This window comes from Kocuria tytonis (assembly GCF_003226895.2).
Taxonomy (GTDB): domain Bacteria; phylum Actinomycetota; class Actinomycetes; order Actinomycetales; family Micrococcaceae; genus Kocuria; species Kocuria tytonis.
Map to the genome: position 1 here is coordinate 641,101 of NZ_PNJG02000001.1, position 26,820 is coordinate 667,920.

The 26,820-nt window shown below is 72.5% G+C and carries 22 protein-coding genes and 2 tRNA genes; 2 read left to right on the forward strand and 22 right to left on the reverse strand.

Features of this window, described 5'->3' with window-relative positions; translation table 11 throughout:
* Positions 1-39: 39 nt before the first annotated feature.
* Genes rsmD through thiL form a run of 4 tightly spaced genes read right to left on the reverse strand, consistent with a single transcriptional unit; the run spans position 40 to position 5,033 of the window.
* Positions 40-636, reverse strand: a complete 597-nt coding sequence (gene rsmD / locus C1C97_RS02845) for a 16S rRNA (guanine(966)-N(2))-methyltransferase RsmD (protein WP_121029919.1) — start codon at positions 634-636, stop codon at positions 40-42.
* Positions 633-3,002, reverse strand: a complete 2,370-nt coding sequence (locus C1C97_RS02850) for an ATP-dependent DNA helicase RecG (RefSeq protein WP_199712159.1) — start codon at positions 3,000-3,002, stop codon at positions 633-635. The genes rsmD and C1C97_RS02850 overlap by 4 nt, the downstream gene beginning before the upstream one ends.
* A complete protein-coding gene (locus C1C97_RS02855; RefSeq protein WP_233542681.1) occupies positions 2,999-3,946 on the reverse strand; it encodes a DAK2 domain-containing protein in 948 nt (315 codons plus the stop codon). The genes C1C97_RS02850 and C1C97_RS02855 overlap by 4 nt, the downstream gene beginning before the upstream one ends.
* Positions 3,936-5,033, reverse strand: a complete 1,098-nt coding sequence (gene thiL, locus C1C97_RS02860; RefSeq protein ID WP_110919027.1) for a thiamine-phosphate kinase — start codon at positions 5,031-5,033, stop codon at positions 3,936-3,938. The genes C1C97_RS02855 and thiL overlap by 11 nt, the downstream gene beginning before the upstream one ends.
* A gap of 74 nt (positions 5,034-5,107) precedes the next feature.
* On the opposite strand from thiL, the gene C1C97_RS02865 reads away from it, so the two are divergent.
* A complete protein-coding gene (locus tag C1C97_RS02865) occupies positions 5,108-5,755 on the forward strand; it encodes a DUF3515 family protein (protein WP_121029920.1) in 648 nt (215 codons plus the stop codon).
* A gap of 40 nt (positions 5,756-5,795) precedes the next feature.
* Here C1C97_RS02865 and C1C97_RS02870 read toward each other — a convergent pair whose 3' ends face one another.
* From C1C97_RS02870 to leuC, 7 genes are all read right to left on the reverse strand, one after another.
* Complete coding sequence (locus C1C97_RS02870) at positions 5,796-6,887, reverse strand: sulfite oxidase (RefSeq protein WP_121029921.1); 1,092 nt, start codon at positions 6,885-6,887, stop codon at positions 5,796-5,798.
* A gap of 58 nt (positions 6,888-6,945) precedes the next feature.
* Entirely contained in the window at positions 6,946-8,097 is a 1,152-nt protein-coding gene (locus tag C1C97_RS02875) for a D-alanine--D-alanine ligase family protein (RefSeq protein WP_110920030.1), read from the reverse strand.
* On the reverse strand, positions 8,094-9,164 hold the full coding sequence (locus C1C97_RS02880; RefSeq protein ID WP_110920029.1) for an NAD(P)H-dependent glycerol-3-phosphate dehydrogenase: 1,071 nt from the start codon (positions 9,162-9,164) through the stop codon (positions 8,094-8,096). The genes C1C97_RS02875 and C1C97_RS02880 overlap by 4 nt, the downstream gene beginning before the upstream one ends.
* The gene (locus C1C97_RS02885; RefSeq protein WP_110920028.1) at positions 9,161-10,018 is read right to left on the reverse strand and encodes a lysophospholipid acyltransferase family protein; all 858 of its coding nucleotides are present in this window, start codon (positions 10,016-10,018) and stop codon (positions 9,161-9,163) included. Before C1C97_RS02885 ends, C1C97_RS02880 begins: the two co-directional genes overlap by 4 nt.
* 120 nt (positions 10,019-10,138) lie before the next feature.
* Positions 10,139-11,458, reverse strand: a complete 1,320-nt coding sequence (gene murA, locus C1C97_RS02890) for a UDP-N-acetylglucosamine 1-carboxyvinyltransferase (RefSeq protein ID WP_110920027.1) — start codon at positions 11,456-11,458, stop codon at positions 10,139-10,141.
* Positions 11,459-11,555: 97 nt separating this feature from the next.
* The gene (gene leuD, locus C1C97_RS02895) at positions 11,556-12,155 is read right to left on the reverse strand and encodes a 3-isopropylmalate dehydratase small subunit (protein ID WP_121029922.1); all 600 of its coding nucleotides are present in this window, start codon (positions 12,153-12,155) and stop codon (positions 11,556-11,558) included.
* A gap of 44 nt (positions 12,156-12,199) precedes the next feature.
* Complete coding sequence (gene leuC, locus C1C97_RS02900) at positions 12,200-13,633, reverse strand: 3-isopropylmalate dehydratase large subunit (protein ID WP_121029923.1); 1,434 nt, start codon at positions 13,631-13,633, stop codon at positions 12,200-12,202.
* 154 nt (positions 13,634-13,787) lie between these two features.
* Here leuC and C1C97_RS02905 point away from each other — a divergent pair, with 154 nt between their 5' ends.
* Positions 13,788-14,600 carry an IclR family transcriptional regulator gene (locus C1C97_RS02905; protein ID WP_121029924.1) on the forward strand — a complete coding sequence of 271 codons (813 nt, stop codon included), beginning with the start codon at positions 13,788-13,790 and terminating at the stop codon, positions 14,598-14,600.
* 69 nt (positions 14,601-14,669) lie between these two features.
* Here the strand turns inward: C1C97_RS02905 and C1C97_RS02910 are convergent, their stop codons facing one another.
* The 11 genes from C1C97_RS02910 to ilvN form a co-directional block, all read right to left on the reverse strand.
* The gene (locus C1C97_RS02910; RefSeq protein WP_121029925.1) at positions 14,670-16,337 is read right to left on the reverse strand and encodes a GTPase; all 1,668 of its coding nucleotides are present in this window, start codon (positions 16,335-16,337) and stop codon (positions 14,670-14,672) included.
* Positions 16,334-18,088 (reverse strand): dynamin family protein, encoded by a 1,755-nt coding sequence (locus C1C97_RS02915; protein WP_121029926.1) that lies wholly within the window; start codon positions 18,086-18,088, stop codon positions 16,334-16,336. Before C1C97_RS02915 ends, C1C97_RS02910 begins: the two co-directional genes overlap by 4 nt.
* A gap of 149 nt (positions 18,089-18,237) precedes the next feature.
* A tRNA-Glu gene (locus tag C1C97_RS02920) sits at positions 18,238-18,310 on the reverse strand.
* 168 nt (positions 18,311-18,478) lie between these two features.
* A tRNA-Gln gene (locus C1C97_RS02925) sits at positions 18,479-18,550 on the reverse strand.
* 162 nt (positions 18,551-18,712) lie between these two features.
* The gene (gene gltX / locus C1C97_RS02930) at positions 18,713-20,233 is read right to left on the reverse strand and encodes a glutamate--tRNA ligase (RefSeq protein ID WP_121029927.1); all 1,521 of its coding nucleotides are present in this window, start codon (positions 20,231-20,233) and stop codon (positions 18,713-18,715) included.
* 54 nt (positions 20,234-20,287) lie between these two features.
* Positions 20,288-21,061, reverse strand: coding sequence for a fumarylacetoacetate hydrolase family protein (locus C1C97_RS02935; protein ID WP_110920020.1), 774 nt, complete (start codon positions 21,059-21,061; stop codon positions 20,288-20,290).
* Positions 21,062-21,133: 72 nt separating this feature from the next.
* Positions 21,134-22,231 (reverse strand): branched-chain amino acid aminotransferase, encoded by a 1,098-nt coding sequence (locus C1C97_RS02940; protein ID WP_110920019.1) that lies wholly within the window; start codon positions 22,229-22,231, stop codon positions 21,134-21,136.
* A gap of 112 nt (positions 22,232-22,343) precedes the next feature.
* Positions 22,344-23,432 carry a 3-isopropylmalate dehydrogenase gene (locus tag C1C97_RS02945; protein ID WP_121029928.1) on the reverse strand — a complete coding sequence of 363 codons (1,089 nt, stop codon included), beginning with the start codon at positions 23,430-23,432 and terminating at the stop codon, positions 22,344-22,346.
* A gap of 71 nt (positions 23,433-23,503) precedes the next feature.
* Complete coding sequence (gene metG, locus C1C97_RS02950; protein ID WP_110920017.1) at positions 23,504-25,057, reverse strand: methionine--tRNA ligase; 1,554 nt, start codon at positions 25,055-25,057, stop codon at positions 23,504-23,506.
* Positions 25,058-25,183: 126 nt separating this feature from the next.
* Entirely contained in the window at positions 25,184-26,209 is a 1,026-nt protein-coding gene (ilvC, locus tag C1C97_RS02955; RefSeq protein ID WP_121029929.1) for a ketol-acid reductoisomerase, read from the reverse strand.
* A 100-nt stretch (positions 26,210-26,309) separates the two neighbouring features.
* Positions 26,310-26,819 carry an acetolactate synthase small subunit gene (gene ilvN / locus C1C97_RS02960; protein ID WP_110919966.1) on the reverse strand — a complete coding sequence of 170 codons (510 nt, stop codon included), beginning with the start codon at positions 26,817-26,819 and terminating at the stop codon, positions 26,310-26,312.
* Position 26,820: the final 1 nt, after the last annotated feature.

Sequence of the window (26,820 nt, forward strand, 5' to 3'; positions counted from 1 at the left end):
CGGGGGTTGGCCGCACACGCACATCCCGTGCGGCGGAGCTCACTCCTCGGGGCCGCTGTCGTTGCGGGGCTCCTCGTCCGCCTCGAGGTACCACAGCACGGTCTCCCCGTGGTCGCTGCGCTCGAAGCGGCGCAGTCCCCGCGGCCAGTCGGGCTCCCCTGTGCGCACGGAGCGCTCCACCACGACCACCCCGCCCGGCCCCAGCCGCCCCACGAGCAGGGAGAGCAGGCGGGTGAGTTCCGCGTTCTCCAGGGGGTAGGGCGGGTCCGCGAGCACGAGGTCCCAGCGGTGGAAGGGCGCCCGCCCCAGGTACCCCGCCACGGCCGAGTGGACGGTGGTGATCTTGGCCTCCGGGCACGACGCCGCCAGCGCCCGGGCGTTCTCGCGGCACACGGCCACCGCGGCCGAGGCCTTCTCCACGAGAGTGACCACCGCGGCCCCCCGGCTCGCCGCCTCGAGCCCCAGGGCACCGGAGCCGGCGAAGAGGTCCAGGACGCGGGCGTCCTCGCACATCCCCCACGCGTCCAGGCGTCCGAACAGGGACTCCTTGACCCGGTCCGTGGTGGGCCGGGTGGCGGAACCGGGCACGGACCTCAGCCGCTGGCCACCGGCCCGGCCGGCAATGATGCGTGTCATCCTCGCTCCAGGAATGCTTGTCGGTCCTCGTCCAGGACCCGGTCGATGGTGGCCCGCAGCACGGGGTGCCCGCTGAGGTCCGGGTCCGCGCGGATCACCGCCTCCGCCGCGGTCCTGGCCCGCGCCACGAGCGCTTCGTCCCGCAGTGCGCTGACCCAGCGCAGCCCGGAACGGCCGCCGGACTGCGATGCTCCCAGGATGTCGCCCTCCTTGCGCAGCTGCAGGTCCACCTCGGCGAGCTCGAAGCCGTCCGTGGTGGCGGCCACGGCCTCGAGGCGGGCCCGTGCCGGGTGGTCCGGGGCCGCGCGCGTGACCAGCAGGCACGTGCTCGCGTACTCACCGCGCCCGATCCGCCCCCGCAGCTGGTGCAGCTGGGAGATCCCGAAGCGTTCCGGGTCCACCACGACCATCAGCGTGGCGTTGGGGACGTCCACCCCCACCTCCACCACGGTGGTGGACACGAGGACGTCGATGTCCCCGGCGGCGAATCCGGACATGGTCCCGGCCTTGGTCTGCGCGTCCTGCCGGCCGTGCAGCACCGCAGTCCGGGCGGCGCGCAGCTCGGGCTGCGCGGCCACGAGCTCCTCGAGCCACGTGACGGTGGCCGGTTCCGGATCCTCCTGCTGCGCCTCGAGCGAGGCGCGCAGGGACGTGAAGGGCGGCAGGGCGGCGTCGTCGCCGATCTTGGGGGCCACCACGTAGACCTGACGGCCCCGTGCCACGTGCTCCGCCGCGAGCGCCCACACGCGGCGCTCCCACGCGGGGCCGTGCTCCGCGAGCCCCACCACGAAGGTCTCGACGGGGCGGCGCCCGCCCGGCAGCTCCCGCAGGGTGCTGACGTCCAGGTCTCCGAAGACCGTCATGGCCACCGTGCGCGGGATGGGCGTGGCCGTCATGACGAGGGTGTGGGGTGCCTGCCCGGCCTTGGCGCGCAGGGCGTCCCGCTGCTCCACGCCGAAACGGTGCTGCTCGTCCACCACCGCGAGGCCGAGGTCCGCGAACTGCACGGTGTCCTGGATCAGCGCGTGGGTGCCCACCACGATCCCGGCGGCCCCGCTGGCGGCGTCGAGCAGTGCCCGGCGGCGCGCCGCCGCGGGCATGGACCCTGTGAGCAGGACGACCCCGGTGGCCAGCGGATCCCCGCCCAGCTGTCCGGGTGCCGCCAGGGGGCCGAGGGCGGCGGTAATCTTATCGTGGTGCTGCGTGGCCAGCACCTCGGTGGGGGCGAGCATGGCGGCCTGCCCGCCGTTGTCCACCACCTGGAGCATGGCACGCAGGGCCACCACGGTCTTGCCCGAGCCCACGTCCCCCTGGAGCAGCCTGTTCATGGGGGCGGTGCCGGCGAGCTCCGCCGCGATCTGCTCGCCCACCTCGCGCTGCCCGGGGGTGAGCTCGAACGGCAGGGCGGCGTCGAAGCGCGCGAGGATGCCGTCCGGGCGCGGGGGCCGCGGGTCCACCGGGCGGGCGGCGTGCTCGGCGCGGCGGCGCATCAGCTCGGTCTGCAGGACGAAGGCCTCCTGGAACCGGAACCGCCTGCGAGCCAGTTCGTACGCCGCCACCGTCTCGGGGCGGTGCAGGTCCCGGTACGCCTGTCCGAGCGGCGGCAGGTCCTGCGCCGCGAGCAGCTCCGGGGACAGGGGGTCCGGCAACGAGTCCAGGTCCGCGGTGAGCAGCAGCTGGTGGAGCACCCTGGTGAGCTTCGGCGTGGTGAGCTTCCCGGCCTCCGGGTACACCGGGATGGGCAGCAGCTCACCGGTGTCGGAGGTGGCGTCCAGCACGGACTCCGGGGTGTCCACGGGGGCGTAGTCCGCGCCCGTCATGGCGAGCTCGCCCCGGTAGTACTCGGGCTTGCCCGTGAACAGCGCGAGCGACCCCACGGGGAGGTCCTTCTGCGCGGAGTACGCGTTGAAGAACGTGATCTTCAGACTCGCCCCGGAGTCGTCGCACACGATCACGTCCGTGAGGCTGCGCCGGGGGTCGCTGCGCATCCGCCGGGTGCTCGAACTCTCCACGCGCGCCACGAACGAGGTGCGCTCCCCCGCCACCAGCTCCGTGAGGGCCTGGATCCTCCCGCGGCGGATGTAGCGCCGCGGTGCGTGGTCCAGCAGCTGGCCCACGGTGGTGATCCCCATGTCCTTGGCCAGCAGCGCCACCGTGGAGCGCGGGGACGTGCCCGGGACGTACCGGGTGAGCGGCTGGTCCAGCAGCTCGGGGAAGGCCGCGAGCGGTCCGCGGTCCTGGGAGCCCTCGCGGGCGGCGCCGTGGTTCGCGGTGTCGTTGTTCGGGGCAACCGCCCCTGGGGCGTCCGCGCCCTCACCCCGGCGGTCCGGATCCGGATCAGACCCGGACGCACGGTCCCGGGTCACCGGGGCTCCGCCGAGAGGCTCGTGACCGCCACGTTGCGGGCGGTGCCGCGGCGGCGCATCAGGTCCAGGGCCACGTCCGGGTCCGTGACGTGCACGTGGACGCGCCACGTGTAGCCGTCCTCGTGCTCGCCCACCGCACTGACGATCACGCTGTGCCCGGCGTCGTCGAGCTCGTGGCGCAGCTCGGCGGCGTCCAGCGCGGTGAGGTCCATGGTGCCCATGACCTCGTAGCCCTCCTGCTGCTCGTGGGCGGCCGCCGTGCGGGGGGTGGTGTGGCCGCGGATGATCTCCCGGACCGGGTCCGTACGATCCGCCGCACCACCCAGTTCCGCGCGCAGCGCCGCGAGGACGATGAGCATGCCGAGCGCCCCGGAGTCCACGGTCCCGCGCTCGGTGAGCACGGGGATCTGCGAGACGGAGTCGATCACGACCTCCGCGCACGCGCCGACCATCAGGTCCAGCCACCGCGCCAGCTGCTGGTTGGAGCCCTCCGCGCAGTCCTCCGGGACGGGGACCTCGCCGGCGGCCTGCAGCACGGAGATCATGGTGCCGCGCACGGGTTCGGTGAGACTGGACGAGCAGCGTACCTGTGCGGCCGTGAGGGCGTCCCTGAGCTGGGCCGCGGTGAGCCGGGTGCTTCCCTCCACCGCGGAGCCCATGGCGGTCAGCGTCACGGCGGCGAGCACCCCGGAGTTGCCGCGGGCCTCCTCGAGGGCGGCCCGGCCGGCGTGCACGAGGAGCTCGCCCACGTCCCTGCCCTCGATCAGGTGGGCGGCCTCCGCGGCGTAGCCCACGGTGACACTGAGGTTCGCGCCGGTGTCCGCGTCCGCGACGGGGAAGACGTTGAGGTCGTCCAGCAGCTCCGCGTGCTCCCGCAGGTCCCGGTGCGCGGCGTCCAGCCAGTTGCGCACCTCGGTGGTGGAGGAGCCAGGTTTATGGCTCAAAGTGATCCCATCCTTCAACGACGTCGCGGCCGAACCACTGCGCGGAGGAGCGCCCCGCAACGGTCACGGACGGGCCCCGGCCCGGCTGACCCTCGGGCCCGTTGGTGCGGTGCCTGCCCACGGGCGACGCGGGCGCACACGAGCCTATCGCACGGGCCCCCGGTGGAACCGGGGAATCCACAGGCAGCACCGCGAGCAGCCCGTGGTCCTCGCCCCCGGTCAGCACCCACTGCCACGGGTCCGCCCCCGCGGCGGCCGCCGGCCCTGCCAGTGCGGCCACGCAGGGTTCCAGGGCGGCCGGGTCCAGGTCGATGCGCAGCCCGCTGGCCCGGGCGATCCGTCCGGCGTCCCGGAGCAGACCGTCGGAGACGTCCAGCATGGCGGTGGCACCGGCCCGCGCGAGTACCGGGCCCAGCGGCACGGGCGGCGCCGGACGCAGCTGGGCCGCGCGCAGGGCGAGCCGCTCGGATCCCGCCACTGCGTCCCAGGGGCCGGGAGATCCTGCTTCCAGGGCGTCCAGTCCCGCCGCGGCCCGCCCCAGCACTCCGGCGTGCACGAGGGTCCCACCGCCCGTGGCGCCGCTGCGCAGCACGGGTTCGCCCTCGCAGCGTCCCGTGACCGTGGCGGTCACGGACAGTTCCGCACCGCGCCCGAGGTCCCCGCCCACCAGGGCGCACTCCGTGGCGCCGAGCTCCTCGAACGCCCGGGAGAGCCCTGCCGCGAAGTCCGCGACCCACTGCACGGGCGTGTCCCCGGGCAGCGTGAGGGACACCACCACCGCGGTGGGCACGGCCCCCATGGCGGCGACGTCCGCGAGGTTCTGGGCGGCGCACTTGTGGCCGAGGTCCGTCCCCGTGGTGCGGTACCCGCACGGCCACACCGTGCGGAAGTCCTGCCCGAGCGTGAGCGTGTCCGTGGTGAGCACCACGCGCTCCCCGGGGGCCGCGACAACGGCGCAGTCGTCCCCCGGCCCCACCAGCACGTGCGGCCCGCGCGTTGTGGCCACCGGCAGGAACGCCTCCAGCAGCTGCGTCTCCCCGATCTGCGCCACGGTGGTGCCGGGCGGTACCGCGCTCTCGTGCGTCATACCTGCACCCTAGCCACCCCGTCCGACGCCCACGGTGACCCGGCTCCCAGGTGCGGTCACCTATCCTGGATGCCATGCTCATCCCGCCCCTGAACCCCCTCGTGCCCCCCGCCCGACGTCCCGCGTCCCGGGACGCGATCAGGGCCCAGCGGGGCAGCGCGGGTCACGGTGCCGGGGGCGACGCCGGCGGGACCGTCGGGACACGGGTGCGGGCCACGGCGTGGTCCCGCACGGGACGACGCCGCCTGACCACCGGCGCCGCGGCACTCACCGGCGTGCTCGCGCTGACCGGGTGCGGCTCCGCGGTGACCGTGGAGGGCGCGCCCCACGCCGCGGACCCCGCGTGCGCATCCGTGATGCTGGCCATGCCCGGGGACGTGAGCGACATGGAGCAGCGGGAGACCTCGAGCCAGGGCACCACGGCGTACGGGGAACCGTCCGCGATGATCGTGCGCTGCGGCGTCGAGGAGCCCGGGCCCACACCGGACCCGTGCACGGACGTCAACGGGGTGGACTGGCTGATCTCCGAGGTGCCGGAGCAGAAAGACCAGTGGCGGGCGGTGACCTACGGCCGCTCCCCCGCGGTGGAGGTGCTCTTCGACGGCAGCCGCGTGCCCTCCTCCACGGCACTGGTGGACGCCGGCTCCGCCGTGCAGAACGTCCCCCAGACCCGCAAGTGCCTATCCGTGAAGGACACCCTGGAGCAGCAGGGCCGATCCTGAGCGGGCGTGCGGCACCCGCCGGTTGCCCCGGGGGCCGGACTTAGTCCGCCGCCGCCGCGGGGTTGACCGGCACGCGGGCCCACGAGTTGTTGACGTAGCCCTTGGGGTTCCACAGGGCCGCCGCCGACTCCGGCTGGCAGGCGCCGGTGCTGTCCCAGGCCCGCGCGAGCAGCGTGTGCGGCCCCGGGCCCGCGAGCTCCACCGTGGCGCGCCAGTGCTGCCACGCCCACGGGGAGGGGGCGGCGTCGAGATCCGCCCGGCACCAGGTGCGCCCGCCGTCCCCGCTCACGTCCACGCGCGCCACGCGGCGGTCGTCGCCGGCGTGGGCGTAGCCGCGCACGAGCACCGGGCCCGTTCCCACTCGCTCGTCCGGCTCGGGCGAGAGGATGTCGCAGTTCAGGGCCACCGGACCCAGGGAGATCCCGTCCCCCGGCCCGGCGGCGTCGGGGTCCTCCTCCGGGGCGAGCACGCGGTACGCGGTGGCCTGGAAGTAGTTCTCGGACGGGTCCGCGCGCACCGTGATGCGCCGCACCCACTTCACGCTGCGCGCCCCCACGTACCCGGGGACCACCACGCGCACGGGTCCGCCGTGCACCGGGGGCAGCGGAGCGCCGTTCATCCCCCACGCGAGCAGCACCTCGTCCGCGAGCGCCTTCCCCAGCGGCACCGATCCGCCGTAGGGCTGCGGCGGGTCCGCGAGCTGCGAGACCTCCGGGGCCGCGAACTCCACGTGCCGGGCGGCGTCGTGGACCCCCGCGGCGCGCAGCACGTCACCGAGGCGCACACCGGTCCACCGTGCGGTGGAGGTGGCCCCGGGGCCCCAGGGATCCTCCCCCGGGATGTCGCGGACGGGGAGGAAGCCGCTGCGGCGGTTGCCGGCGCACTGCATCGTGGCCAGCACCGTGTGCTGGGCGAAGCGCGCCTGCAGCTGGCCCAGGGAGAGCGTCACGGGCTCGGACACCAGACCGGTGACCGCCACGGACCACGTGTCCGGGGAGAGCTCGGGCACCGGGCCGTGGTTGCGGACGTAGAAGGAATCGGCATCGGTGAGCGGCGCCAGCAACCGGTTTCGTGGCGGTTCGGCGTTGTAGGGATCGCTCTCGTGCACGACCATCTCCCGCTTGTGCCACATGCCGTTCCTCCCGGTCCCGGTGTCCGCCCGCGCGCGGTTCACGTGCGGCGGCTGCCGGTCAGCGTAGTCCCACGGGCCGCTCGAGGGCCAGGGTGATGAGCTCGTCGATCAGCGCGCTGTACTCGATCCCGGTGGCCGCCCACATGCGGGGGTACATGGAGATGGGCGTGAACCCGGGCATGGTGTTGATCTCGTTGATCACCACGCGGTGGTCCGGGGTCACGAAGAAGTCGCAGCGCGAGAGGCCCTCGCCGTCCACGGCGTGGAACGCGCGCACGGCGGCGGAGCGCAGCGTGTCGATCACGTCCTGGGGCAGCCGTGCGGGGCAGGACAGCGTGGCGCTGTCCTCCTCCAGGTACTTGGCCTCGAAGTCGTAGAACGCGTGGCCCTGCACCTCGATCTCGCCGGGCAGGGAGGCCCGGGCCTCGTCCGTGCCGTGCCCGCCCAGGACGGCGCACTCGATCTCGCGACCCTCGATCCCCGCCTCGATCACGAGCTTGCGGTCGTGCTCGCGGGCCGTCGCGATCGCGGCGTCCAGCTGGGACGGCTCGTCCACCCGCGTGATGCCGAAGGAGGAGCCCGCCCGAGCGGGCTTCACGAACACCGGGAACCCGAGCTGAGCCACGGCCTCGCGCACCCCCTGCGGATCGGTGCGCCAGGTGCGGTCGTGCACCACGGTGTACGGACCCACCTCCAGCCCGGCGGCCTGGAACGCGAGCTTCATGAAGTGCTTGTCCATCCCGATGGCGGACGCCGCGACGCCGCAGCCCACGTACGGCAGGTCCGCGAGCTCCAGCAGTCCCTGCAGGGTGCCGTCCTCCCCGAAGGGCCCGTGCAACAGGGGGAACACGGCATCCACGTGGCGGCCACGGGACATGGGGGCGCCGTGCTCGCCGGAGTCGTGGATCAGCAGCCGGCTGTCCCCGGCCTGCAGGGGCAGGCTCACGCGGCGGGTGCCCACGGGCAGCTCGGCCATGGGGTGCTCGTCCAGCAGCGCCTCGAGCTCCTCCTGGGAGTACAGGAACCACGCGCCGTCCGTGGAGATCCCCACGCTCACCACGTCCCAGGTGTCCCGGTCGATCGCGCGCAGCACGGAGCGGGCCGTGATGAGGGAGACCGAGTGCTCGGACGAGCGCCCCCCGAAGACCACGGCCACGCAGGGTTTGCTGCCCTCGGCGGTGGCCTCCGGGTTCTCGTGGGTGATGCTCATGCGCTGTTCCCTTCGGATTTCAGGTCGCGGCCCAGCAGCCGGGGGGCCAGCTCCTGGACGGGGATGTCGTTGCGCAGCACACCCACCACGGCCTCCGTGATGGGCATGTCCACGCCGTGCCGGTGGGCGAGGGCGAGCACCGCGGGGGCGGACTTGATGCCCTCCGCCGTCTGGGTCATGGCGTCCTGCACCTGTGCCAGTGTGAGCCCCGAACCCAGAAGCCTACCGGCCGTGTGGTTGCGGGAGAGCGAGGACGAGCACGTGGCCACGAGGTCGCCCATCCCCGAGAGGCCGGAGAGGGTGGTGAGCTGCCCGCCCAGCGCGAGCGCGAGCCGCGTGGTCTCCGCGAGCCCGCGGGTCATCACGGAGGCCTTGGAGTTGTCCCCGTAGCCGCGCCCGTCGCAGATCCCCACGCACAGGGCGATCACGTTCTTCACGAGCCCCCCGATCTCCGTGCCCACCACGTCCGTGTTGGTGTACGGGCGGAAGTACGGCGCGGCGCAGCAGCGTGCCACCCACGCGGCCGTCCCGTGCTCCTGGGCGGCCACCACGGAGGCCGTGGGTTCCTCCCGGGCGATCTCCATGGCGAGGTTCGGCCCGGACAGCACGCACGTGCGCCGGAGCCAGTGCGCCGCGGTGGTGCCCGTGCCCTCGCCCAGCACTTCGGCGATCACCTGGGTCATGCGCAGCCCGGTGCTGGACTCCAGCCCCTTGGCCAGGGACAGCACCACGGCATCGGGGTCGAGGTGCGGGGCGGCGATCTCCAGCTGCGCCCGCAGCGACTGCGCGGGGATCGCCGCCACCACGAGACCGGCCCCGTCCAGGGCCGCCGCGAGGTCGCTCGAGAACTCCAGCCCGTCGGGCAGGCGCACCTCGGGGACGTAGCGGTCGTTGCGGCGCTCGCGTGCCATGGCCGCCACGGCCTGCGCGTTGCGCCCCCACAGGCACACGGTGCGCGGGGCACCCGCGTCCGCGGCGGCGTCGGCCAGCACCTTGGCGAAGGTGGTGCCCCACGACCCCGCCCCGAGCACCGTGACCTTCGCGGGAGCCTCCGGGCGCGGGCTCACGGGGCCACGTCCCCGTCGGCGGACCCGAGCTCGTCCCCGGGCGCCGCCCCGTCGGTCCCCGCGGGCCCGCTCGGTGCGGTGCGCTCCCGGGCGCTCGCCGCGGTGCCGGGTGACGACGCCGCCGCCCCGCCCCGGGGGTCGAAGCGGTGCGCGGGCGCGGGCTCGCCGCGCAGCTGCGAGAGGAGATCGGTGATGGCACCCATGATCGTGTCCGTGGCCCGGGCGAGCTCCTCGGCGGTGGGCCGTCCGGGCTGCCGGATCCCTCCGGGCACGAGGTCCCGCGCGTGCACGGGCTCCCCCACCGCCACGTGGACGGTGCTGCGCGGCCACAGGTGCACGGTGCGGTGCCCCTGCGGATCGCGGTAGAGGATCTCCTGGTCCCCCCAGTGGGCCACCGGGACCACGGGCACGTCCGCCTGCAGCGCGAGCCGCGCGGCACCCGTGCGCCCGCGCATGGGCCACATGGTGGGGTCACGCGTGATGGTGCCCTCCGGGTACACGATGATGGCTCCGCCGTCGGCCAGCTCCTGGAACGCGGCGTCCAGCGAGTCCTTCGCGCGGGAGGTCCCGCGGTACACGGGGACCTGACCGATCCGCCCCAGCAGGTGACCCACCACGGGGATGCGGAACAGGGACTCCTTGGCCAGGAACCGGGGCATGATCCCGGCCTTGTAGACGGGGTAGGCCACCGTGATGGGGTCGAGCTCCGTGAGGTGGTTGGCCACCACCACGAAGCCACCGGAGTCCGGGAGGTTCTCGAGGCCCCGCCAGCGCGGGACCGCCAGGGCGCGGTAGACGGGGATGACCATTCCCGCCAGCACCCGGAACGTGGATCGCTGCGATGTTCTACTCATCCGGGCAGGCACTCCTCGTGGCAGGGGACGCGGGGACCACGGGACCGCGACCGGCCCGCGCACGCCGGTGCTCCCGTGCGCGCACGGCGCCGCCGTGCCGGGGCCGGGTCAGGACCGGACTCACCGTTCGTCGATGTCGAAGGTGGCGCCCAGGCCGCCCAGCTTGTCCGTGAAGTGCTCGTAGCCGCGCTTGATCAGCTCCACCCCGGTCACGTGGGAGACGCCCTCGGCGGAGAGCGCGGCGATCAGGTGGGAGAACCCGCCGCGCAGGTCCGGGATGTTGATGTCCGCGGCCTGCAGGGGCGTGGGCCCGGAGATCACGGCGGAGTGCAGGAAGTTGCGCTGCCCGAAGCGGCACGGCACGGAGCCCAGGCACTCGCGGTGCACCTGGATCACGGCACCCATGCGGTTGAGCGCGCGCGTGAACCCGAAGCGGTTCTCGTACACCGTCTCGTGCACGATCGACACGCCCTTGGCCTGGGTCAGCACCACCACGAGCGGCTGCTGCCAGTCGGTCATGAACCCGGGGTGCACGTCCGTCTCCACGATCAGGGGGTTGAGGTCCCCGCCCGGGTGGAAGAAGCGGATGCCGTCCTCGCGGATGTCCAGTCCGCCGCCCACCTTGCGGAAGGTGTTGAGGAAGGTCATCATGTCCGCCTGCTTGGCACCGGCCACGAAGATGTCGCCGCCGGTGGCCAGGGCCGCGGAACCCCACGACGCCGCCTCCATGCGGTCCGGCAGGGCGCCGTGCACGTAGCCCTGCAGCTCGGGAACACCCTCGATGCGGATCACCCGGTCCGTCTGCACCGTGATGAGCGCGCCCATCTTCTGCAGGATGGCGATCAGGTCCATGATCTCGGGCTCGGTGGCCGCGCCGCGCAGCTCGGTGTGGCCCTCGGCGCGCGTGGCCGTGAGCAGCACCTGCTCGGTGGCTCCCACGGAGGGGTACGGGAGGTCGATCTTCGCACCCTGCAGCCCGTGGGGGGCGCTCATGCGGATCCCGGAGTCGAGCTTCTCCACCTTGGCGCCGAAGTTGCGCAGCACCTCCAGGTGGTAGTTGATGGGCCGGTCGCCGATCCGGCAGCCGCCCAGATCCGGGATGAAGGCCTCCCCCAGGGCGTGCAGCAGCGGACCGCACAGCAGGATGGGGATCCGGGAGTCCCCGGCGTGGGCGTCGATGTCCGCGTGGCGGGCGCGGGTGACGTTGGTGGGGTCCAGCGTCAGCTCGCCCAGGGCGTCGTCGCGGGTGACCTCCACACCGTGCAGCGCCAGCAGGTCCGTGACGACCTCGACGTCCTTGATCTCCGGCACGTTGCCCAGGGTGGAGGGGGTGGCCCCGAGCAGGGCGGCCACCATGGCCTTGGGAACCAGGTTCTTGGCGCCGCGTACCGTCACCTGACCCGTCAGCGGAACTCCGCCGGTGATGCGCAAAGAAGTCATGACCTACCGATCTGGGGGAAGTGGGTGCTCGCCCGCGGAACGCGCACGAGACCTGGACATTCTACCGGCCCCGGGCAGCCCACGGTCCAGTTCCCGCTCAGGTTCGGGCGGGCAGCGTGGTGGGCTTGAAGCCCGGGCGGGTGCCCTCGTACGCCTCGATGTCCGCTTCGTGCTGCAGCGTGAGTCCGATGTCGTCCAGGCCCTCCATCAGGCGCCAGCGGGTGTACTCGTCGATCTGGAACGGCACGCTCACGGCACCGCACGTGACCGTCCTGGACTCCAGGTCCACCTCGATCTCGACCCCCGGCTGCTCCGCCATGAGCTTCCACAGCAGCTCGACGTCGCTCTGCTCCACCTGGGCGGCCAGCAGCCCCTGCTTGCCGGAGTTCCCGCGGAAGATGTCCGCGAAGCGCGAGGAGATGACGGCCTTGAAGCCGTAGTCCCGCAGGGCCCACACCGCGTGCTCGCGGGAGGACCCGGTGCCGAAGTCCGCCCCCGCCACGAGCACCGAGGCGCCGCGGTACTCCGGCCGGTTGAGCACGAAGTCCGGGTTCCGGCGCCAGCCCGCGAACAGGGCGTCCTCGAACCCGGTCTTGGTGATGCGCTTGAGGTAGACGGCGGGGATGATCTGGTCCGTGTCCACGTTGGACTGCTTCAGGGGTGCGCCCACGCCGCGGTGGGTGGTGAACTTTTCCATGCTGGGGTCCTTTGCTGGGTGCGTCGGGCAGTGGCGGGCGGGGCTCAGGCCACCGGTTCGAGGTCCGACGGCGCGCTGAGCGTTCCGCGCACCGCGGTGGCCGCCGCGACCACCGGGGACACCAGGTGGGTGCGTCCGCCCTTGCCCTGGCGGCCCTCGAAGTTGCGGTTGGAGGTGGAGGCGCAGCGCTCCCCCGGGGCCAGCTGGTCCGGGTTCATCCCCAGGCACATGGAGCAGCCCGCGAAGCGCCAGTCCGCACCGAAGTCCGTGAACACGCGGTCCAGGCCCTCCGCCTCGGCCTGCAGCCGCACCCTGGCGGAGCCGGGAACCACCATCATGCGCACGGACTCTGCCTTGCTGCGGCCCCTGAGGATCTCGGCCGCGGCGCGCAGGTCCTCGATCCGCGAGTTGGTGCACGAGCCGAGGAACACGGTGTCCACCGGGATCTCCTTCATGAGGGTCCCCGCCTCCAGGCCCATGTACTCGAGGGCCCGGCGGGCGGCGTCCTGGGCGTTGTCGTCCCCGGCCTCCTCCGGGTTCGGCACCGCGCGGGACAGCGGCACGCCCTGGCCCGGGTTGGTGCCCCACGTGACGAACGGCTCCAGCTCGTCCGCGTCGATGACCACCTCGCGGTCGAACTGCGCGCCCTCGTCCGTGCGCAGGGTGCGCCAGTACGCCACGGCGGCGTCCCAGTCCTCGCCCTGCGGTGCGTGCGGGCGGCCCCGGACGTAGTCGAACGTGGTCTCGTCCGGGGCGATCATCCCGGCACGGGCCCCGGCCTCGATGGACATGTTGCACATGGTCATGCGCGCCTCCATGGACAGGGCCCGGATGGCGGAGCCCCGGTACTCCAGCACGTAGCCCTGGCCGCCGCCCGTGCCGATCTTCGCGATCACGGCCAGGATGATGTCCTTGGAGCTCACGCCCGGTTTGAGCGTGCCCTCCACGGTGATCGCCATGGTCTTGAACGGCGCCAGCGGCAGGGTCTGGGTGGCCATCACGTGCTCCACCTCGGACGTGCCGATCCCGAAGGCGAGCGCTCCGAACGCCCCGTGGGTGGAGGTGTGGGAGTCACCGCACACCACGGTCATCCCCGGCTGGGTGAGCCCCAGCTGCGGGCCCACCACGTGCACGATGCCCTGCTCGGCGTCACCCAGGGAGTGCAGCCGCACGCCGAACTCCTCGCAGTTCTCGCGCAGGGTCTCGATCTGCTTGCGGGAGGTCTCGTCCGCGATGGTCGAGAAGATGTCCTCGGTGGGCGTGTTGTGGTCCTCCGTGGCAATGGTCAGGTCCGTGCGGCGCAGCCCGCGGCCCGCGAGCCGCAGCCCCTCGAACGCCTGGGGGCTCGTGACCTCGTGGAGCAGGTGGAGGTCGATGTACAGCAGGTCCGGTCGCCCGGCCTCGCCCTGGCGGACCAGGTGGTCGGCCCACACCTTCTCCGCCAGTGTCCGGGGTGCGGTGGTCTCCGTGCTGGTCATCTCATCACTCCTGCTCGTGCCTCGGCGCCCGCCGCTCGTGTCCGGAGCTCCGGGTCCCGGCGGGCGCGCCCGTTTCGTCCATCGTCACCACTGCGCGGGCGCGGTGCCACCCCGCGGACTTGCTTCTCGCATTGTGAGACGGCAATATCAAAGCATGGACACGACGCACGCCATGGATCCCTCCGGAGCGCCCCTGGGCTCGCCCCTCGGCGGCCACGGCACGGGATCCCGACTCCCCGACGACTCGTCCTACTCCCCCTCCGGCGTGGGAGTGGTGGACAAGGCGTCCCTCATCCTGGACGCCCTCGAGGCCGGCCCGGCCTCGCTCGCGGACCTCGTGGAGGCCACGGGCCTCGCCCGGCCCACCGCGCACCGGCTCGCGGTGGCGCTCGCGCACCACCGCTTCGTGGGCAGGGACGTGCAGGGCCGCTTCGTGCTGGGATCACGGCTCGTGGAGCTGGCCTCGGCGGCCGGCGAGGACCGGCTGATCTCCGCTGCGGCGCCCGTGCTGCTGCAGCTGCGGGACAGCACCGGCGAGTCCTCGCAGGTCTTCCGACGCCAGGGCGAGTGGCGCGTGTGCGTGGCCTCCGCCGAACGCCCCATCGGGCTGCGGGACACCATCCCCGTGGGCACCCAGCTCTCCATGAAGGCCGGTTCCGCGGCACAGGTGCTGGTGGCGTGGGAGGACCACGCGCGCCTCATCGAGGGGCTGCAGCACGCCCGGTTCTCCGCGACCACGCTCGCCGGCGTGCGACGACGCGGCTGGGCCCAGTCGATCGGCGAGCGCGAGTCCGGCATCGCATCCGTCTCGGCGCCCGTCCGCGGGCCCTCCGGCCGGGTGATCGCGGCGGTCTCCATCTCCGGACCCATCGAGCGGCTGTCCAAGCAGCCCGGTCAGAAGCACGCGGAGGTGGTGGTGCAGGCCGCCCGCCAGCTCACCGAGGCGGTGCGCGTCAGCGCCGCCTGAGCCGCCCGCCGTCCCCGCACGGGACGGCAGCGGCCCCCGGACGGGGGCGGCGGGCGGCGTCGGGCCGGGTCAGTGCTCGTCCGCTCCCGCACGCGTCACGGCCGCCGTCAACTCGCGGTGCGCGTCCAGCTCGCGGCGAACCGGCACGGCCACGGTCTCCTCGGCGGTCTCGCGCACGGAGCGGAGCAGGCGGCGTCGGACACGGGAGGCCCGCACGCGGGAGGCGAGCGAGGCGATCACCGCGCCGGTGAGCGCGAGGAACAGGGCCAGGACCACGCCGGTGACCACCATGAGCGTGGGCACGGGCAGGGGGAAGCCCTCCACCGTGGGCGGCGGGGGCAGCTGCAGCTGGAAGTACTCGGCCAGGAACAGGCCCAGCAGCCACAGCAGTCCCAGCACCGTGGCGGCCATGGCGAGCCACTGCAGCACGTCGAAGCAGATCCACCACCAGGACGCGCCGCGGGCGGAGAACTTCGTGCGCGCCACCGCCTGGTCCAGCGCGTCCGGCAGCCGCTGCTCGTGGGTGCGGGCGGCCGTGCGGACGCTGCGCCGCCACGGTTCCCCGGCACCGCGGGAGACCTCGTCCGCGAAACCGCGCACCGCGGAGTCCGCCGCGGCCTTCTGGGACGCGTTCATGGGCGGCAGGGACGTCCGGTGCACCCCGGGGTCCGCGCTGCTGTCATGGCTCTCGATGTGCAGGCGCTTGAGCGGGTCCTTCCGGAACCGGGAGAGCCAGCGCGTGGCGATCCACCCCGTGTGCCTGCCGGCGCGCAGACGGTAGGAGCGGGCGGCGGCGTCGGCGACCATGTCGGTGCCCGCGGCTCGGGCCAGCCCGGCCGTGAGGCGTTCGCTCGCGTCCCTGTCGATGCCGTGGGGATCACCCTCGCCCGCGGCACGCGCGAGCTCGGTGGCCGCGTGCACCACGTCCGCCTCCAGGCGCTGGCCCGCGGCGGCGCGGTTGGCGGCCACCGCGTGGATCCGGTCCCGCAGCTCGGGCACGCCCTGACCCGTGAGGGCGGAGACCGCCACGGGGGCGCTGGGTCCGGTGGTGGGCAGCCCGTCCTGCGCCACGAGCTCCGCGAGCGAGCCCAGCACGGAGGGGACGTCCCGCTGCGCGAGCCGGTCCGCCTGGTTGAGCACCACCATGGTCACCGCGCCGTGGCGGGCGAGCGGCTGCACGAAGTCCTGGTGCAGCACGGCGTCCGCGTACTTCTGGGGGTCCACCACCCACACGACCACGTCCACCAGGCCCACCATGCGCTGCACGATCTCCCGGTGCTCACGGGTCACGGAGTCGAAGTCCGGCAGGTCCAGCAGCACGAGCCCGCCGGTGGCCGTGGTGGCCCGGCGGCCCCGGCCGGTGGCCACGCTCAGCGCGGGGCCCACCACGCGGCGGTCCGCGACGTCCAGCCAGTCGAGCAGGGGCTCGCTGCCCTCGTCCCCCCAGATGGCGGCCAGGGGCGAGGACGTGGTGGGCCGGCGCGCCGCGCTGCGCGCGAGGTCCTGACCGACCACCGCGTTGAACAGTGTGGACTTGCCGGATCCCGTGGCGCCGAAGAACCCGACGACCGTGTGGTCCGCCGAGAGCGCCCTGCGCTCCCCCGCCCGGTCCAGGGTCTGCCGGGCCTGCTGCACCGCAGCCTCGTCCAGCCGCCCCTCGGCGATCTCCGTGGCGCGGGCGAGTCCGGTGATCCGGTCCGAGAGGGTGGTGCTCTGCGTGCGTGCGCGGGGGCTCACAGGGCCTCACTCTCCGCGCGCACCCGGTCGGCCGCCGCGTGCAGCTGCTCGGCGGTGGGGTGCTCCCCCAGCTCGTCGATGGTGTCCAAGAACAGCTTCGCGCGGCGCTCCAGCAGCGCCCGGATCCGGGTCTCCAGGTTGCGGCGCGCCTGTTCGCTCATGCGGCGCACGGCGTCCTCCCCGAAGACGGCCTCGAGCAGCTTGGTGCCCACCACTCCGGAGCCGCCGGCGATGCCCACCTCCAGCCCGGTCAGTCCGCCCGTGGTGGAGAACACGGCGATCATGAGGATCACCGCCAGGGCGTTGACCCCCAGGGACATGGCTCGCGCCCGCGTGCGCTTGCCCGCGCCCTCCTGCTGGATCATCAGCATCACGTCCGACTGCCACGCGCGGATGCTCGCGGCCACCTGCTCGGGATAGTCGGGTGGCAGCGCTGCGGCGTCGCGCCCGGCCAGCAGCACCTGCCCGGCGGGTTCGTCCCGCCAGCGGCGCTCGGCCAGTTCCGCCGCGCGCGCGGTGTTCTCCACGATCACCGCCTGCAGGCCGGTCTCGATGGCCTCCTCCACGCGGACCTCGGGGGCGGGCTGGCCCCTGAAGAAGGACGTCACGCGGTCCCGGACGCGCCCGATCCCGGCTTCCAGGCTGCGGAAGAACTCACCCGTGCCCACGAAGTCCTGCCACCGGGCCAGCACCTCGCCGCGCAGCAGCGTGCCGTCCCGGGTGGAGTCCACGATGGCGCGCAGGGCCTCGTCGAAGGAGGTGGTCACCTCCCGGCGCAGGTGGTCCTCGGTGTTCTGCTGGGCGGCGACGGCCTCCGCGGTGCGGTCCGTGGTCTCCGCGAGTCCGCGGACGGCCCCGCCGAGCGTGCGCGCGGCGATGTCCGAGCGGGCGTGGGCGTCCGCGCCCAGCTCGCGCAGCCAGTCCCGCAGGGGTTCCACCGCGGTCCGCGGCAGCATCCCGAGTTCGTTGAGCGGGGTCTCCTGGACCACGAAGACGGGCGCCGAGCCCAGGCCCTCCTGGTTCAGCATGCGCCGCAGGTCCTCCTCGATCTCCCCCGCCGACGCCGCCTGCACCCGGTCCAGAACCACGGCCACCGTGATGTCACGGCCCGCCGCACTGCGCAGCAGCTGCCACGGCACGGCATCCGCGTAGCGGTTCGCCGTGGTCACGAACAGCCACAGGTCCGCGGCGGAGAGCAGCTGGGCCGCCAGGGCGCGGTTGTCGTCCGAGACGGAGTCCACGTCCGGGGCGTCGAGGATGGCCAGACCCTCGGGGATGTTCTCGTCCCCGATCAGCACCAGCGAACCGGTGTCCGCCACGGGGTCGCTCGTGCCGTCGCGCCCACCGGGGGTCTGCGACGGATCCGTGAGCGTCCCGCGGACCCGTGCCAGGCGGGGCAGGACACGCTGCGTGGTGAAGGCACCGGCGTCGCGCGGGTGGTGGATCAGCAGGGGCCGCCGTGTGGTGGGGCGGATGGCACCCGAGCGGGTCACGGGGTGGCCCACCAGCGCGTTGACCAGGGTGGACTTGCCCGCGCCGGTGGACCCGCCGACCACGGCGAGCAGCGGGGCGTCGAGCGAGCGGACGCGCGGCAGGACGTAGTCGTCGAGCTGCGCCACGGCGTGCGCCGCGTTCTCACGCTGCTGCGGGGCGCTGGCGGTGGCCAGGGGCAGTGTGGTGGCCCGCAGGAGATCACGCGTGGTCTCGAGGGCGTCGATCAGCGGCACGGCGGGCGTGGTGTCGGTGTTCACACGCACATTCTGCCAGCAGCTGGTGCTCGGACGTGCCGCGGCACCCCCGTGGCACGCGGGCCGGGCAGCCGCGGTCCGGGCACGGAGGCCGGCGTTCCGAGCATGCAGAAAGCCCCGGCATCCGTGAGGACACCGGGGCTTCCACTGCGTGACCCCAGCGGGATTCGAACCCGCGTTACCGCCGTGAGAGGGCGGCGTACTAGGCCGCTATACGATGGGGCCGTGTACTTTCACGAGGAACCGGATGAACTCTCGTCCGCACCGGTCCCGCGTTGACGCACCAAACAGTAACATCAACGCTGGTGTGGTCCAATTCCACCGAAGTGACCGGAGGACCAGCCGTGCTCGGACACCTTCAACCGCACCGTGTGCGGGAAAATGCTCTCAGCGCTGGGATACCAGGACTCGAACCTAGAACGACGGTACCAGAAACCGCTGTGTTGCCAATTACACCATATCCCAATGGTTGTCACCCGGCTCAGCCGCTCAGTGCCGCGCAACGTGCACCAACTATACCCATCCACCGCGCGGCTGCCAAACCCGGTCCCGGGTGGAACCGCTCCCCGGAAGAGGGGCGGCCCCACCCGTGTGACGCCCCGCGGCGCACCGCGCGGACCGGGGCGCTCAGTCCTGGGCGAGCTGCGCGCGCAGCGCGCGGAGGCGTGTCAGCGAGGAGTCCCTGCCCAGGATCTCGAGGGACTCGAAGAGCGGCGGGGAGATCCGCTGTCCGGAGACCGCGGTGCGCACGGGCCCGAACGCGAGCCGCGGCTTGATGCCGAGACCGTCCACGATGGCCTCGCGCAGCGCCGTCTCGACGGCCGCCGCGGAGAAGTCCTCGAGCGGCTCGAGCGCCCCCAGTGCGGCGTCGAGCACCTGGGGTGCGCTGTCCTTGAGCTGCTTGGCGGCGTCCTCGGCAATCACGATCTCATCGTCCGGGCGGAAGAGGAACCCGAGCAGACCCTCGGTCTCGCCGAGCAGGTTCATGCGCTCCTGCACGAGCGGGGCCGCCCGGTCCAGGATCTCGTTCTCCCGTTCCGTGAGGGTCTCCCCCACGAGGCCGGCGGCGCGCAGGTACGGGACGAGCCGGTCGCGGAAGTCCTGCGGGTCCAGCATGCGCACGTGGGTGCCGTTGATCGCCGTGGCCTTCTTCACGTCGAAGCGCGCGGGGTTGGCCAGGACGTCGTGGATGTCGAAGTGGGCCACGAGCTGCTCCACCGTGAAGATGTCCTCGTCCGCGGACAGGGACCAGCCCAGCAGCGCGAGGTAGTTGAGCAGCCCCTCGGGGATGAACCCGTTGTCCCGGTGGTGGAACAGGTTGGATTCCGGGTCGCGCTTGGACAGCTTCTTGTTGCCCTCCCCCATGACGTAGGGCAGGTGCCCGAACTCCGGGATGAACTCGGCCACGCCGATGGCCACGAGCGCCCGGTACAGCGCGATCTGCCGCGGGGTGGAGGACAGCAGGTCCTCCCCGCGCAGCACCTGGGTGATGCCCATGAGGGCGTCGTCCACGGGGTTCACCAGCGTGTAGAGGGGCTTGCCGTTGGCGCGGGCCACCACGAAGTCCGGAACGGAGCCGGCCTTGAAGGTGATCTCACCGCGGACCAGGTCCGTGAAGGAGATGTCCTCGTCCGGCATGCGCAGCCGCAGCACGGGCTGGCGGCCCTCGGCGCGGAACGCCGCCTTCTGCTCGTCGGTGAGGTCGCGGTCGTGGTTGTCGTAGCCGCGCTTGGGGTCCTCGCCCTTCTCGCGGTGCCGCTGCTCCACCTCCTCCGGCGTGGAGAAGTCCTCGTACACGTGGCCGGCGGCCACGAGCCGGCGCAGCACGTCCTGGTAGATCTCACCGCGCTGGGACTGCCGGTAGGGCTCGTGGGGTCCGCCCACGTTCACGCCCTCGTCCCACGTGATGCCGAGCCAGTCGAGCGCGTCCAGGATCTGCTGGAAGCTCTCCTCGGAGTCACGGGCGGCGTCCGTGTCCTCGATGCGGAACACCAGGGTGCCGCCGGTGTGGCGGGCCCAGGCCCAGTTGAAGAGCGCGGTGCGGATCAGCCCCACGTGCGGGGTGCCCGTGGGGGACGGGCAGAAGCGCACGCGCACCGGGGCGTTCTCGGGAACGGTGGGATGCAGAGTCGAAGCGTCGTCAGTCATGGTGGCCCATTCTACGGGTAGCACCCGGCCGTTCCCCGGCCTCCCCTTGGCGGGCTACCGGCGCAGCACGGTCTCCAGCTCGCCGATGCCCTCGATCTGCACCGAGAGCCGGTCCCCCTCGTCCACGGTGCCCACACCGGCGGGTGTCCCGGTGAGGATCACGTCCCCGGGCAGCAGGGTGAAGGCCTCGGAGACGTAGGACACCAGCGTGGGCACGTCGAAGATCATGTCCCCGGTGCTGCCGTCCTGCTTGAGCTCCCCGTTCACGGTGGAGCGCACGGACAGTGCGGAGGTGTCCAGATCGGTCTCGACCCACGGGCCCAGCGGGCACGCGCCGTCGAAGCCCTTGGCACGGGCCCACTGGCCGTCGGTGCGCTGGGCGTCGCGCGCGGTGAGGTCGTTGGCGGCGGTGTAGCCGAAGACGACCTCCGGGACGCGCTCCACGGGCACGTCCTTGCACATGCGCCCGATCACCACCGCCAGCTCGGCCTCGTAGGAGACCTCCTCGGTCCACACCGGCAGGGTCACGGGGTCACCGGGACCGGACACCGCGGTATTGGGCTTGAAGAACAGCAGCGGCTTGGTGGGCACGTCGTTGCCCATCTCCTGGGCGTGCTCGGCGTAGTTGCGGCCCACGCACACGATCTTGGAGCGCGGGATCACGGGCGCGAGCAGCCGGGCCTCGGACACGGCCACGGTGCGGTCCAGCTCCTGGACACCCACGTACAGCGGGTCACCGGTGAGGTACCGCAGGGTCTCCCGGCCGGGTTCGCCGTGGACGGTGCCGTAGTGGATTTCATTGTCGTGTGTGAACCGTGCGATGCGCATGCCCACAGGCTACACAGCCGCCCCCGGTCCGTTCACGGCGGACCGGGGGGCTGCGGCGGGGCGAGCCGGGGCTCAGACCAGGCGGGTCAGCCAGCCGTGGGTGTCCTCGGCCCGGCCCGTCTGCACGTCCAGCAGCTGCTTGCGGATGGCCATGGTCACCTCGCCGGGCTTCTCGTCCTCGGAGCCGATCTGCTCGTCGTGGCTGAGCAGGCGGCGCACCGGAGCGATCACGGCGGCCGTGCCGCACGCGAACACCTCGGTGAGGTGGCCGGAGCGCTTGCCCTCGCGCCACTCGTCCAGGGTGAAGGCCCGCTCCTCCACCTGCAGGCCACGGTCCCTCGCGATCTGGATCACGGAGTCCCGGGTGATGCCCTCCAGGATGGTGCCCGTGAGCTCCGGGGTGACCACGCGGCCGTCGTCGAAGACGAAGAACACGTTCATGCCGCCGAGCTCCTCCACCGCACCGCCGCGCTCCTCGTCCAGGAACAGCACCTGGCTGCAGCCGTGGGCGTCCCCCTCCATCTGGGCGATCAGCGACGCCGCGTAGTTGCCGCCGCACTTCGCGGCACCCGTTCCACCCCTGCCGGCACGCGCGTACGTGCCGGACAGCCAGATGTCCACGGGTTCCACGGTGCCGAAGTAGTTCCCGGCCGGGGAGGCGATCACGCTGAACAGCGCCTGCTTGGAGGGGCGCACGCCCAGGAAGGGCTCCGTGGCGATCATGAACGGGCGCAGGTACAGGGACTCCCCCTCTCCGGAGGGGACCCAGTCCTGGTCCTGCGTCACGAGTTCGCGCACGGCGTCCACGAACGTCTCCTCCGGCAGCTGCGGCAGCGCCAGGCGCCGGGCGGAGCGGTTCAGGCGGGCCGCATTGGCCTCCGGTCGGAAGCTCCACACGGAGCCGTCCGCGTGCCGGTAGGCCTTGAGTCCCTCGAAGATCTCCTGGCCGTAGTGCAGCACCGAGGTGGAGGGGTCCAGGCTCAGCGGACCGTAGGGCTGCAGCCGGGCGTTCTCCCACCGCCCGGTCCCCTGCTCCACGCTGCCCTGCCAGTCGACGCAGACCATGTGGTCGGTGAAGAACTTGCCGAAGCCCGGGTTCTGCAGGACGGCCTCGCGGACCTCGTCCGTGGCGGGGTGCGGGTTGAGCTGCCTGACGAATTCCGTGCTCACGGGTGTTCTCCTTCGACGGGGGTGGTCACGGTCCCGCCCGCCATGTGACGACGTTGGCGCGGACGTGATGTGTGTCTCACCAGTATGCAGGTCCGGGGGCCCACCGCGGTGGTCACGCGCCGGGCGCGCCCAGCTGGGCCACGACGTCGTCGCCCACCTGTGCGGTGCCGCGCGCCCGCGTGCCGCGCAGCTCGAGGTCCCGGCGCACCGCGCGCTGCACCCGCGCCGCGAGACCCGGGTGACCCAGGTGCTCCAGCATCATGGCGCCGGCGAGGATCGCGGCGGTGGGCTGGGCGGTCCCGGTGCCGGCGATGTCCGGGGCGGAGCCGTGGACCGGCTCGAACATGGAGGGGTGCGTGCGCTCCGCGTTGATGTTGCCGCTCGGGGCCAGCCCGATGCCGCCGGTGACCGCCCCCGCCTGGTCCGTGAGGATGTCCCCGAACAGGTTGTCGGTGACGATCACGTCGAAGCGCGCCGGGTCCGTGGTCATGAAGATCGTGGCGGCGTCCACGTGCATGTAGTCCACCGTCACGTCCGGGTACTGCTCCGCGACCTCGTCCACCGTGCGCTGGTAGAGGCGCCCCGCGTGGACCAGCACGTTGTGCTTGTGCACCAGGGTGAGCTTCCGCCGCGGGCGGCTGCGCGCGAGCTCGAACGCGTAGCGCACCAGCCGGCGGACGCCGTGGCCGGTGTTCACGGAAACCTCGGTGGCGATCTCGTGCTCGGTGCCCGTGCGCAGCGTGCCGCCGTGACCCGCGTAGAGCCCCTCGGTGCCCTCGCGCACCACCACGAAGTCGATCTCCCCCGGGTCGGACAGCGGGCTCGTGGTGCCCGGGTACAGCGTGGCGGGGCGCAGGTTGATGTAGTGGTCGAAGCCGAAGCGCAGTTTGAGCAGCAGGTCCCGCTCGAGCATCCCGGAGGGCACGCGCTCGTCGTCCGGGGCCGCGCCCACGGCTCCGAACAGGATGGCCTCGTGACGGCCCAGCGCCGCCATGGTGTCCTCGTTCAGCACCTCGCCGGTCTCCAGCCAGTGCCGGGCCCCCAGCGGGTACTCGGTCCGCTCCAGGGTGACACCGGCGGGAGCGGTCACCGCATCCAGAACCTTGACGGCCTCCGCCACCACCTCCGGGCCGATGCCGTCCCCGGGCAGGACGGCGATCGAGTGGTGGCGGGCGGTCTCGGGTGCGGTCGTTTCACTCATGGCCCCACCCTAGGGCGGTGGCGTCCCGCACATCCACATGCTGAACCACCGTTCCGCATGGTGAGACGCGGCTACTCCTTGAGGGCCTCCGGCTCCTCGTAGCGCGGGAACACGCCCGACGGCTTGGGCAGTGCCGTGCCGGGGGCCAGACGGGTGCCCAGCGCCGAGAACAGCCGGGCCTCCCCCTCCGGCTGGCCGAGCTGGATCAGCAGCTTCGCCATGGAACCGGGCATCACCGGCTGCACCAGAATGGCGACGACGCGCAACACCTCCGCGGTCACGTACAGCACGGTGGCCATGCGATCGGGGTCCGTCTTGCGCAGCACCCACGGCTGCTGAGCGGTGAAGTACCGGTTGGCGGAGGCGATCACGCGCCACACGGACTCCAGCCCGCGGTGGAACGCGAGCGCGTCGAACGCGGTGCGGTAGTCGGCCACCACGTCGTCGGCCTGGGCCAGCATCGCGAGGTCCTCGGCGGTGTACTCACCCGGTTCGGGGACGGTGCCCTCCAGGTTCTTGGCGATCATCGACAGGCTGCGCTGCGCCAGGTTGCCGAGGTCGTTCGCGAGGTCCGAGTTGATGCGCCCGGCGATCGCGTCGTGGGAGTAGTTGCCGTCCTGCCCGAACGGGACCTCGCGCAGCAGGAAGAAGCGCAGCTGGTCCAGCCCGTACTCGGTGACCATGGCGTGGGGGTCGATCACGTTGCCCACGGACTTGGACATCTTCTCGCCCTGGTTGAACAGGAACCCGTGCGCGAAGACCTTCCGGGGCAGCTCGATCCCGGCGGACATCAGGAACGCGGGCCAGTACACGGCGTGGAAGCGCGCGATGTCCTTGCCGATCAGGTGCACGGAGGCGGGCCAGAACTCACGGAACAGCGGGTTCTCGGTGTCGGGGTAGCCCAGTCCGGTCAGGTAGTTGGTGAGCGCGTCCACCCACACGTACATCACGTGCTCGGGGTTGCCGGGCACGGGCACGCCCCAGTCGAACGTGGTGCGGGAGATGGAGAGGTCCTGCAGACCCCCGCCCACGAAGGACGCGATCTCGTGGGAGCGCGACTCCGGCTGCACGAAGTCCGTGCGGTACAGCTCCAGCAGGCGGTCCTGGTAGCGCGAGAGCCGGAAGAAGTAGCTCTCCTCCTCGGTCCAGGTCAGCTCCGTGCCGGTGCCGATCGAGTAGCGCTGCCCGTCCGCGCGCACCTCGGTCTCGTCCTCCGCGTAGTACGCCTCGTCCCGCACGGAGTACCACCCGGCGTAGGTGTCCAGGTAGATGTCACCGTTCGCCGCCATCCGCCGCCACAGCTCCTGGGACGCGGCGTAGTGGTCCTCGTCCGTGGTGCGGATGAAGCGGTCGTAGCCGACCTGCAGCTCGTCGTCCATCACGCGGAAGCGCTGCGAGTTGGTGTCCGCGAGCTCGCGCGTGGTGACGCCCAGCTTCTCCGCGGTCTGCTGCATCTTCTGGCCGTGCTCGTCGGTGCCGGTCTGGAACCGGGTGGCGAAGCCGTCGAGGCGCTTGAAGCGCACCAGGGTGTCCGCGGCGATCGCCTCGTAGGCGTGGCCGATGTGCGGCGCCCCGTTCGGGTAGGAGATCGCCGTGGTCGCGTAGAAGGGGGTCTGCTCAGTCACCCCTCCACTCTATCGACACGCGCGCCCCGTCCCGCCCGGTGTCCCCCGGCGCGGGCTCCCGCGCGGCGTCGTGGTCCGTGTTCGACCGTGCCCGACCGTGAGGGGGCGCGGCCGGACGGGTGCGGATCAGCGGGCGGCGGTGCCCTCGGTGTAGTCCTCGTCCGTCTGCTCCCACGCGAACAGCGAGCGCAGCTTGCGGCCCGTGGTCTCGACGGGGTGCTTCTCCTCCTTGGCGCGCAGCTCGTTGAACTCCTTGGCGCCGGAGGCCTGGTCCTTCATGAAGCGGTCCGCGAAGGAGCCGTTCTGGATGTCCGCGAGGACCTCCTGCATCCGCTCCTTGACCTCGGGCTGGATCACACGCGGGCCGGAGACGTAGTCGCCGTACTCGGCGGTGTCCGAGCAGGACCAGCGCTGCTTGGCGATGCCGCCCTCGACCATCAGGTCCACGATCAGCTTGAGCTCGTGCAGCACCTCGAAGTACGCGATCTCGGGCTGGTAGCCGGCCTCCGTGAGGGTCTCGAAGCCGTACTGCACCAGGTGCGAGACGCCGCCGCACAGCACGGCCTGCTCGCCGAAGAGGTCCGACTCGGTCTCCTCGGTGAAGGTGGTCTCGATGACGCCGGCGCGGGTGCCGCCGATGCCCTTGGCATAGGACAGCGCGAGCTGCAGGGCCTGGCCGGAGGCGTCCACCTCCACCGCCACGAGGTCCGGCACGCCGCGGCCGGCCTCGAACTCGCGGCGCACGGTGTGGCCCGGGCCCTTGGGGGCGACCATGGCCACGTCCACACCCTGGGGCGCCTCGATGTAGCCGAAGCGGATGTTGAAGCCGTGGGCGAAGAAGATGGCGTCGCCCTCGTCCAGGTTGTCCTTGACGGACTCGTTGAAGACCTGGGCCTGGACCTGGTCCGGGGTGAGGATCATGATGACGTCCGCCTCCTTCGCGGCGTCCGCGATGGAGAGCACGCGCAGGCCCTCGGCCTCGGCCTTGGCGCGGGACCTCGAGCCCTCGTTGAGTCCGATCCGGACGTCCACCCCGGAGTCGCGCAGGTTCAGCGCGTGGGCGTGGCCCTGCGAGCCGTAGCCGATGACGGCCACGGAGCGGTTCTGGATGATCGAGAGGTCGGCGTCGTCGTTGTAGTAGATCTTTGCCATGGGCTTGCTCTGTCTCCTTGGGTAGCGGGTGGATTCTGGGTGGGGCCCGGGGCCGCGCGACGGCGGGCCCCGGGATCCCGGGTCTCGGGTGGTCCGGCGGTCAGTGGCGCAGCGCGCGGTCGGACATGGACTTGGGGCCGCGACCGAGCGCGACGGTGCCGGCCCGGACGATCTCGCGGATCCCGAACGGCTCCAGCACGTCCAGCAGCGCGTGGATCTTCTCGCGCGAGCCCGTGGACTCGATGACCACGGACTCGGTGGAGACGTCCACGATGGTGGCGCGGAAGAGGTCCGCGGCCTGCGTGACCTGCAGCCGGGCGGAGGCGTCCGCGCGGACCTTGACCATGATGTGCTCGCGCTGCACGGACGCCTCGGGAACGAGCTCCACGATCTTGATCACGTTGATGAGCTTGTTCAGCTGCTTGGTGACCTGCTCCAGCAGCTCGCCGTCCGCGTCCACCACCACCGTGATCCGGGAGATCCCGGAGAGCTCCGTGGGCCCCACGGCGAGCGAGTGGATGTTGAACGCCCGGCGGGCGAAGAGCCCGGCCACCCGGGTCAGCACGCCCGGCTTGTCCTCCACCAGGACGGAGAGAGTGTGTCGGCTCACG

Excerpts from the sequence above, each read along its gene's own strand:
- rsmD (WP_121029919.1), bottom strand. The coding sequence starts at position 636 with ATGACACGCATCATTGCCGGCCGGGCCGGTGGCCAGCGGCTGAGGTCC.
- thiL (WP_110919027.1), bottom strand. The coding sequence starts at position 5,033 with ATGACGCACGAGAGCGCGGTACCGCCCGGCACCACCGTGGCGCAGATC.
- C1C97_RS02865 (WP_121029920.1), top strand. The coding sequence starts at position 5,108 with ATGCTCATCCCGCCCCTGAACCCCCTCGTGCCCCCCGCCCGACGTCCC.
- C1C97_RS02870 (WP_121029921.1), bottom strand. The coding sequence starts at position 6,887 with ATGTGGCACAAGCGGGAGATGGTCGTGCACGAGAGCGATCCCTACAAC.
- C1C97_RS02875 (WP_110920030.1), bottom strand. The coding sequence starts at position 8,097 with ATGAGCATCACCCACGAGAACCCGGAGGCCACCGCCGAGGGCAGCAAA.
- C1C97_RS02885 (WP_110920028.1), bottom strand. The coding sequence starts at position 10,018 with ATGAGTAGAACATCGCAGCGATCCACGTTCCGGGTGCTGGCGGGAATG.
- murA (WP_110920027.1), bottom strand. The coding sequence starts at position 11,458 with ATGACTTCTTTGCGCATCACCGGCGGAGTTCCGCTGACGGGTCAGGTG.
- leuD (WP_121029922.1), bottom strand. The coding sequence starts at position 12,155 with ATGGAAAAGTTCACCACCCACCGCGGCGTGGGCGCACCCCTGAAGCAG.
- leuC (WP_121029923.1), bottom strand. The coding sequence starts at position 13,633 with ATGACCAGCACGGAGACCACCGCACCCCGGACACTGGCGGAGAAGGTG.
- C1C97_RS02905 (WP_121029924.1), top strand. The coding sequence starts at position 13,788 with ATGGACACGACGCACGCCATGGATCCCTCCGGAGCGCCCCTGGGCTCG.
- gltX (WP_121029927.1), bottom strand. The coding sequence starts at position 20,233 with ATGACTGACGACGCTTCGACTCTGCATCCCACCGTTCCCGAGAACGCC.
- C1C97_RS02935 (WP_110920020.1), bottom strand. The coding sequence starts at position 21,061 with ATGCGCATCGCACGGTTCACACACGACAATGAAATCCACTACGGCACC.
- C1C97_RS02945 (WP_121029928.1), bottom strand. The coding sequence starts at position 23,432 with ATGAGTGAAACGACCGCACCCGAGACCGCCCGCCACCACTCGATCGCC.
- ilvC (WP_121029929.1), bottom strand. The coding sequence starts at position 26,209 with ATGGCAAAGATCTACTACAACGACGACGCCGACCTCTCGATCATCCAG.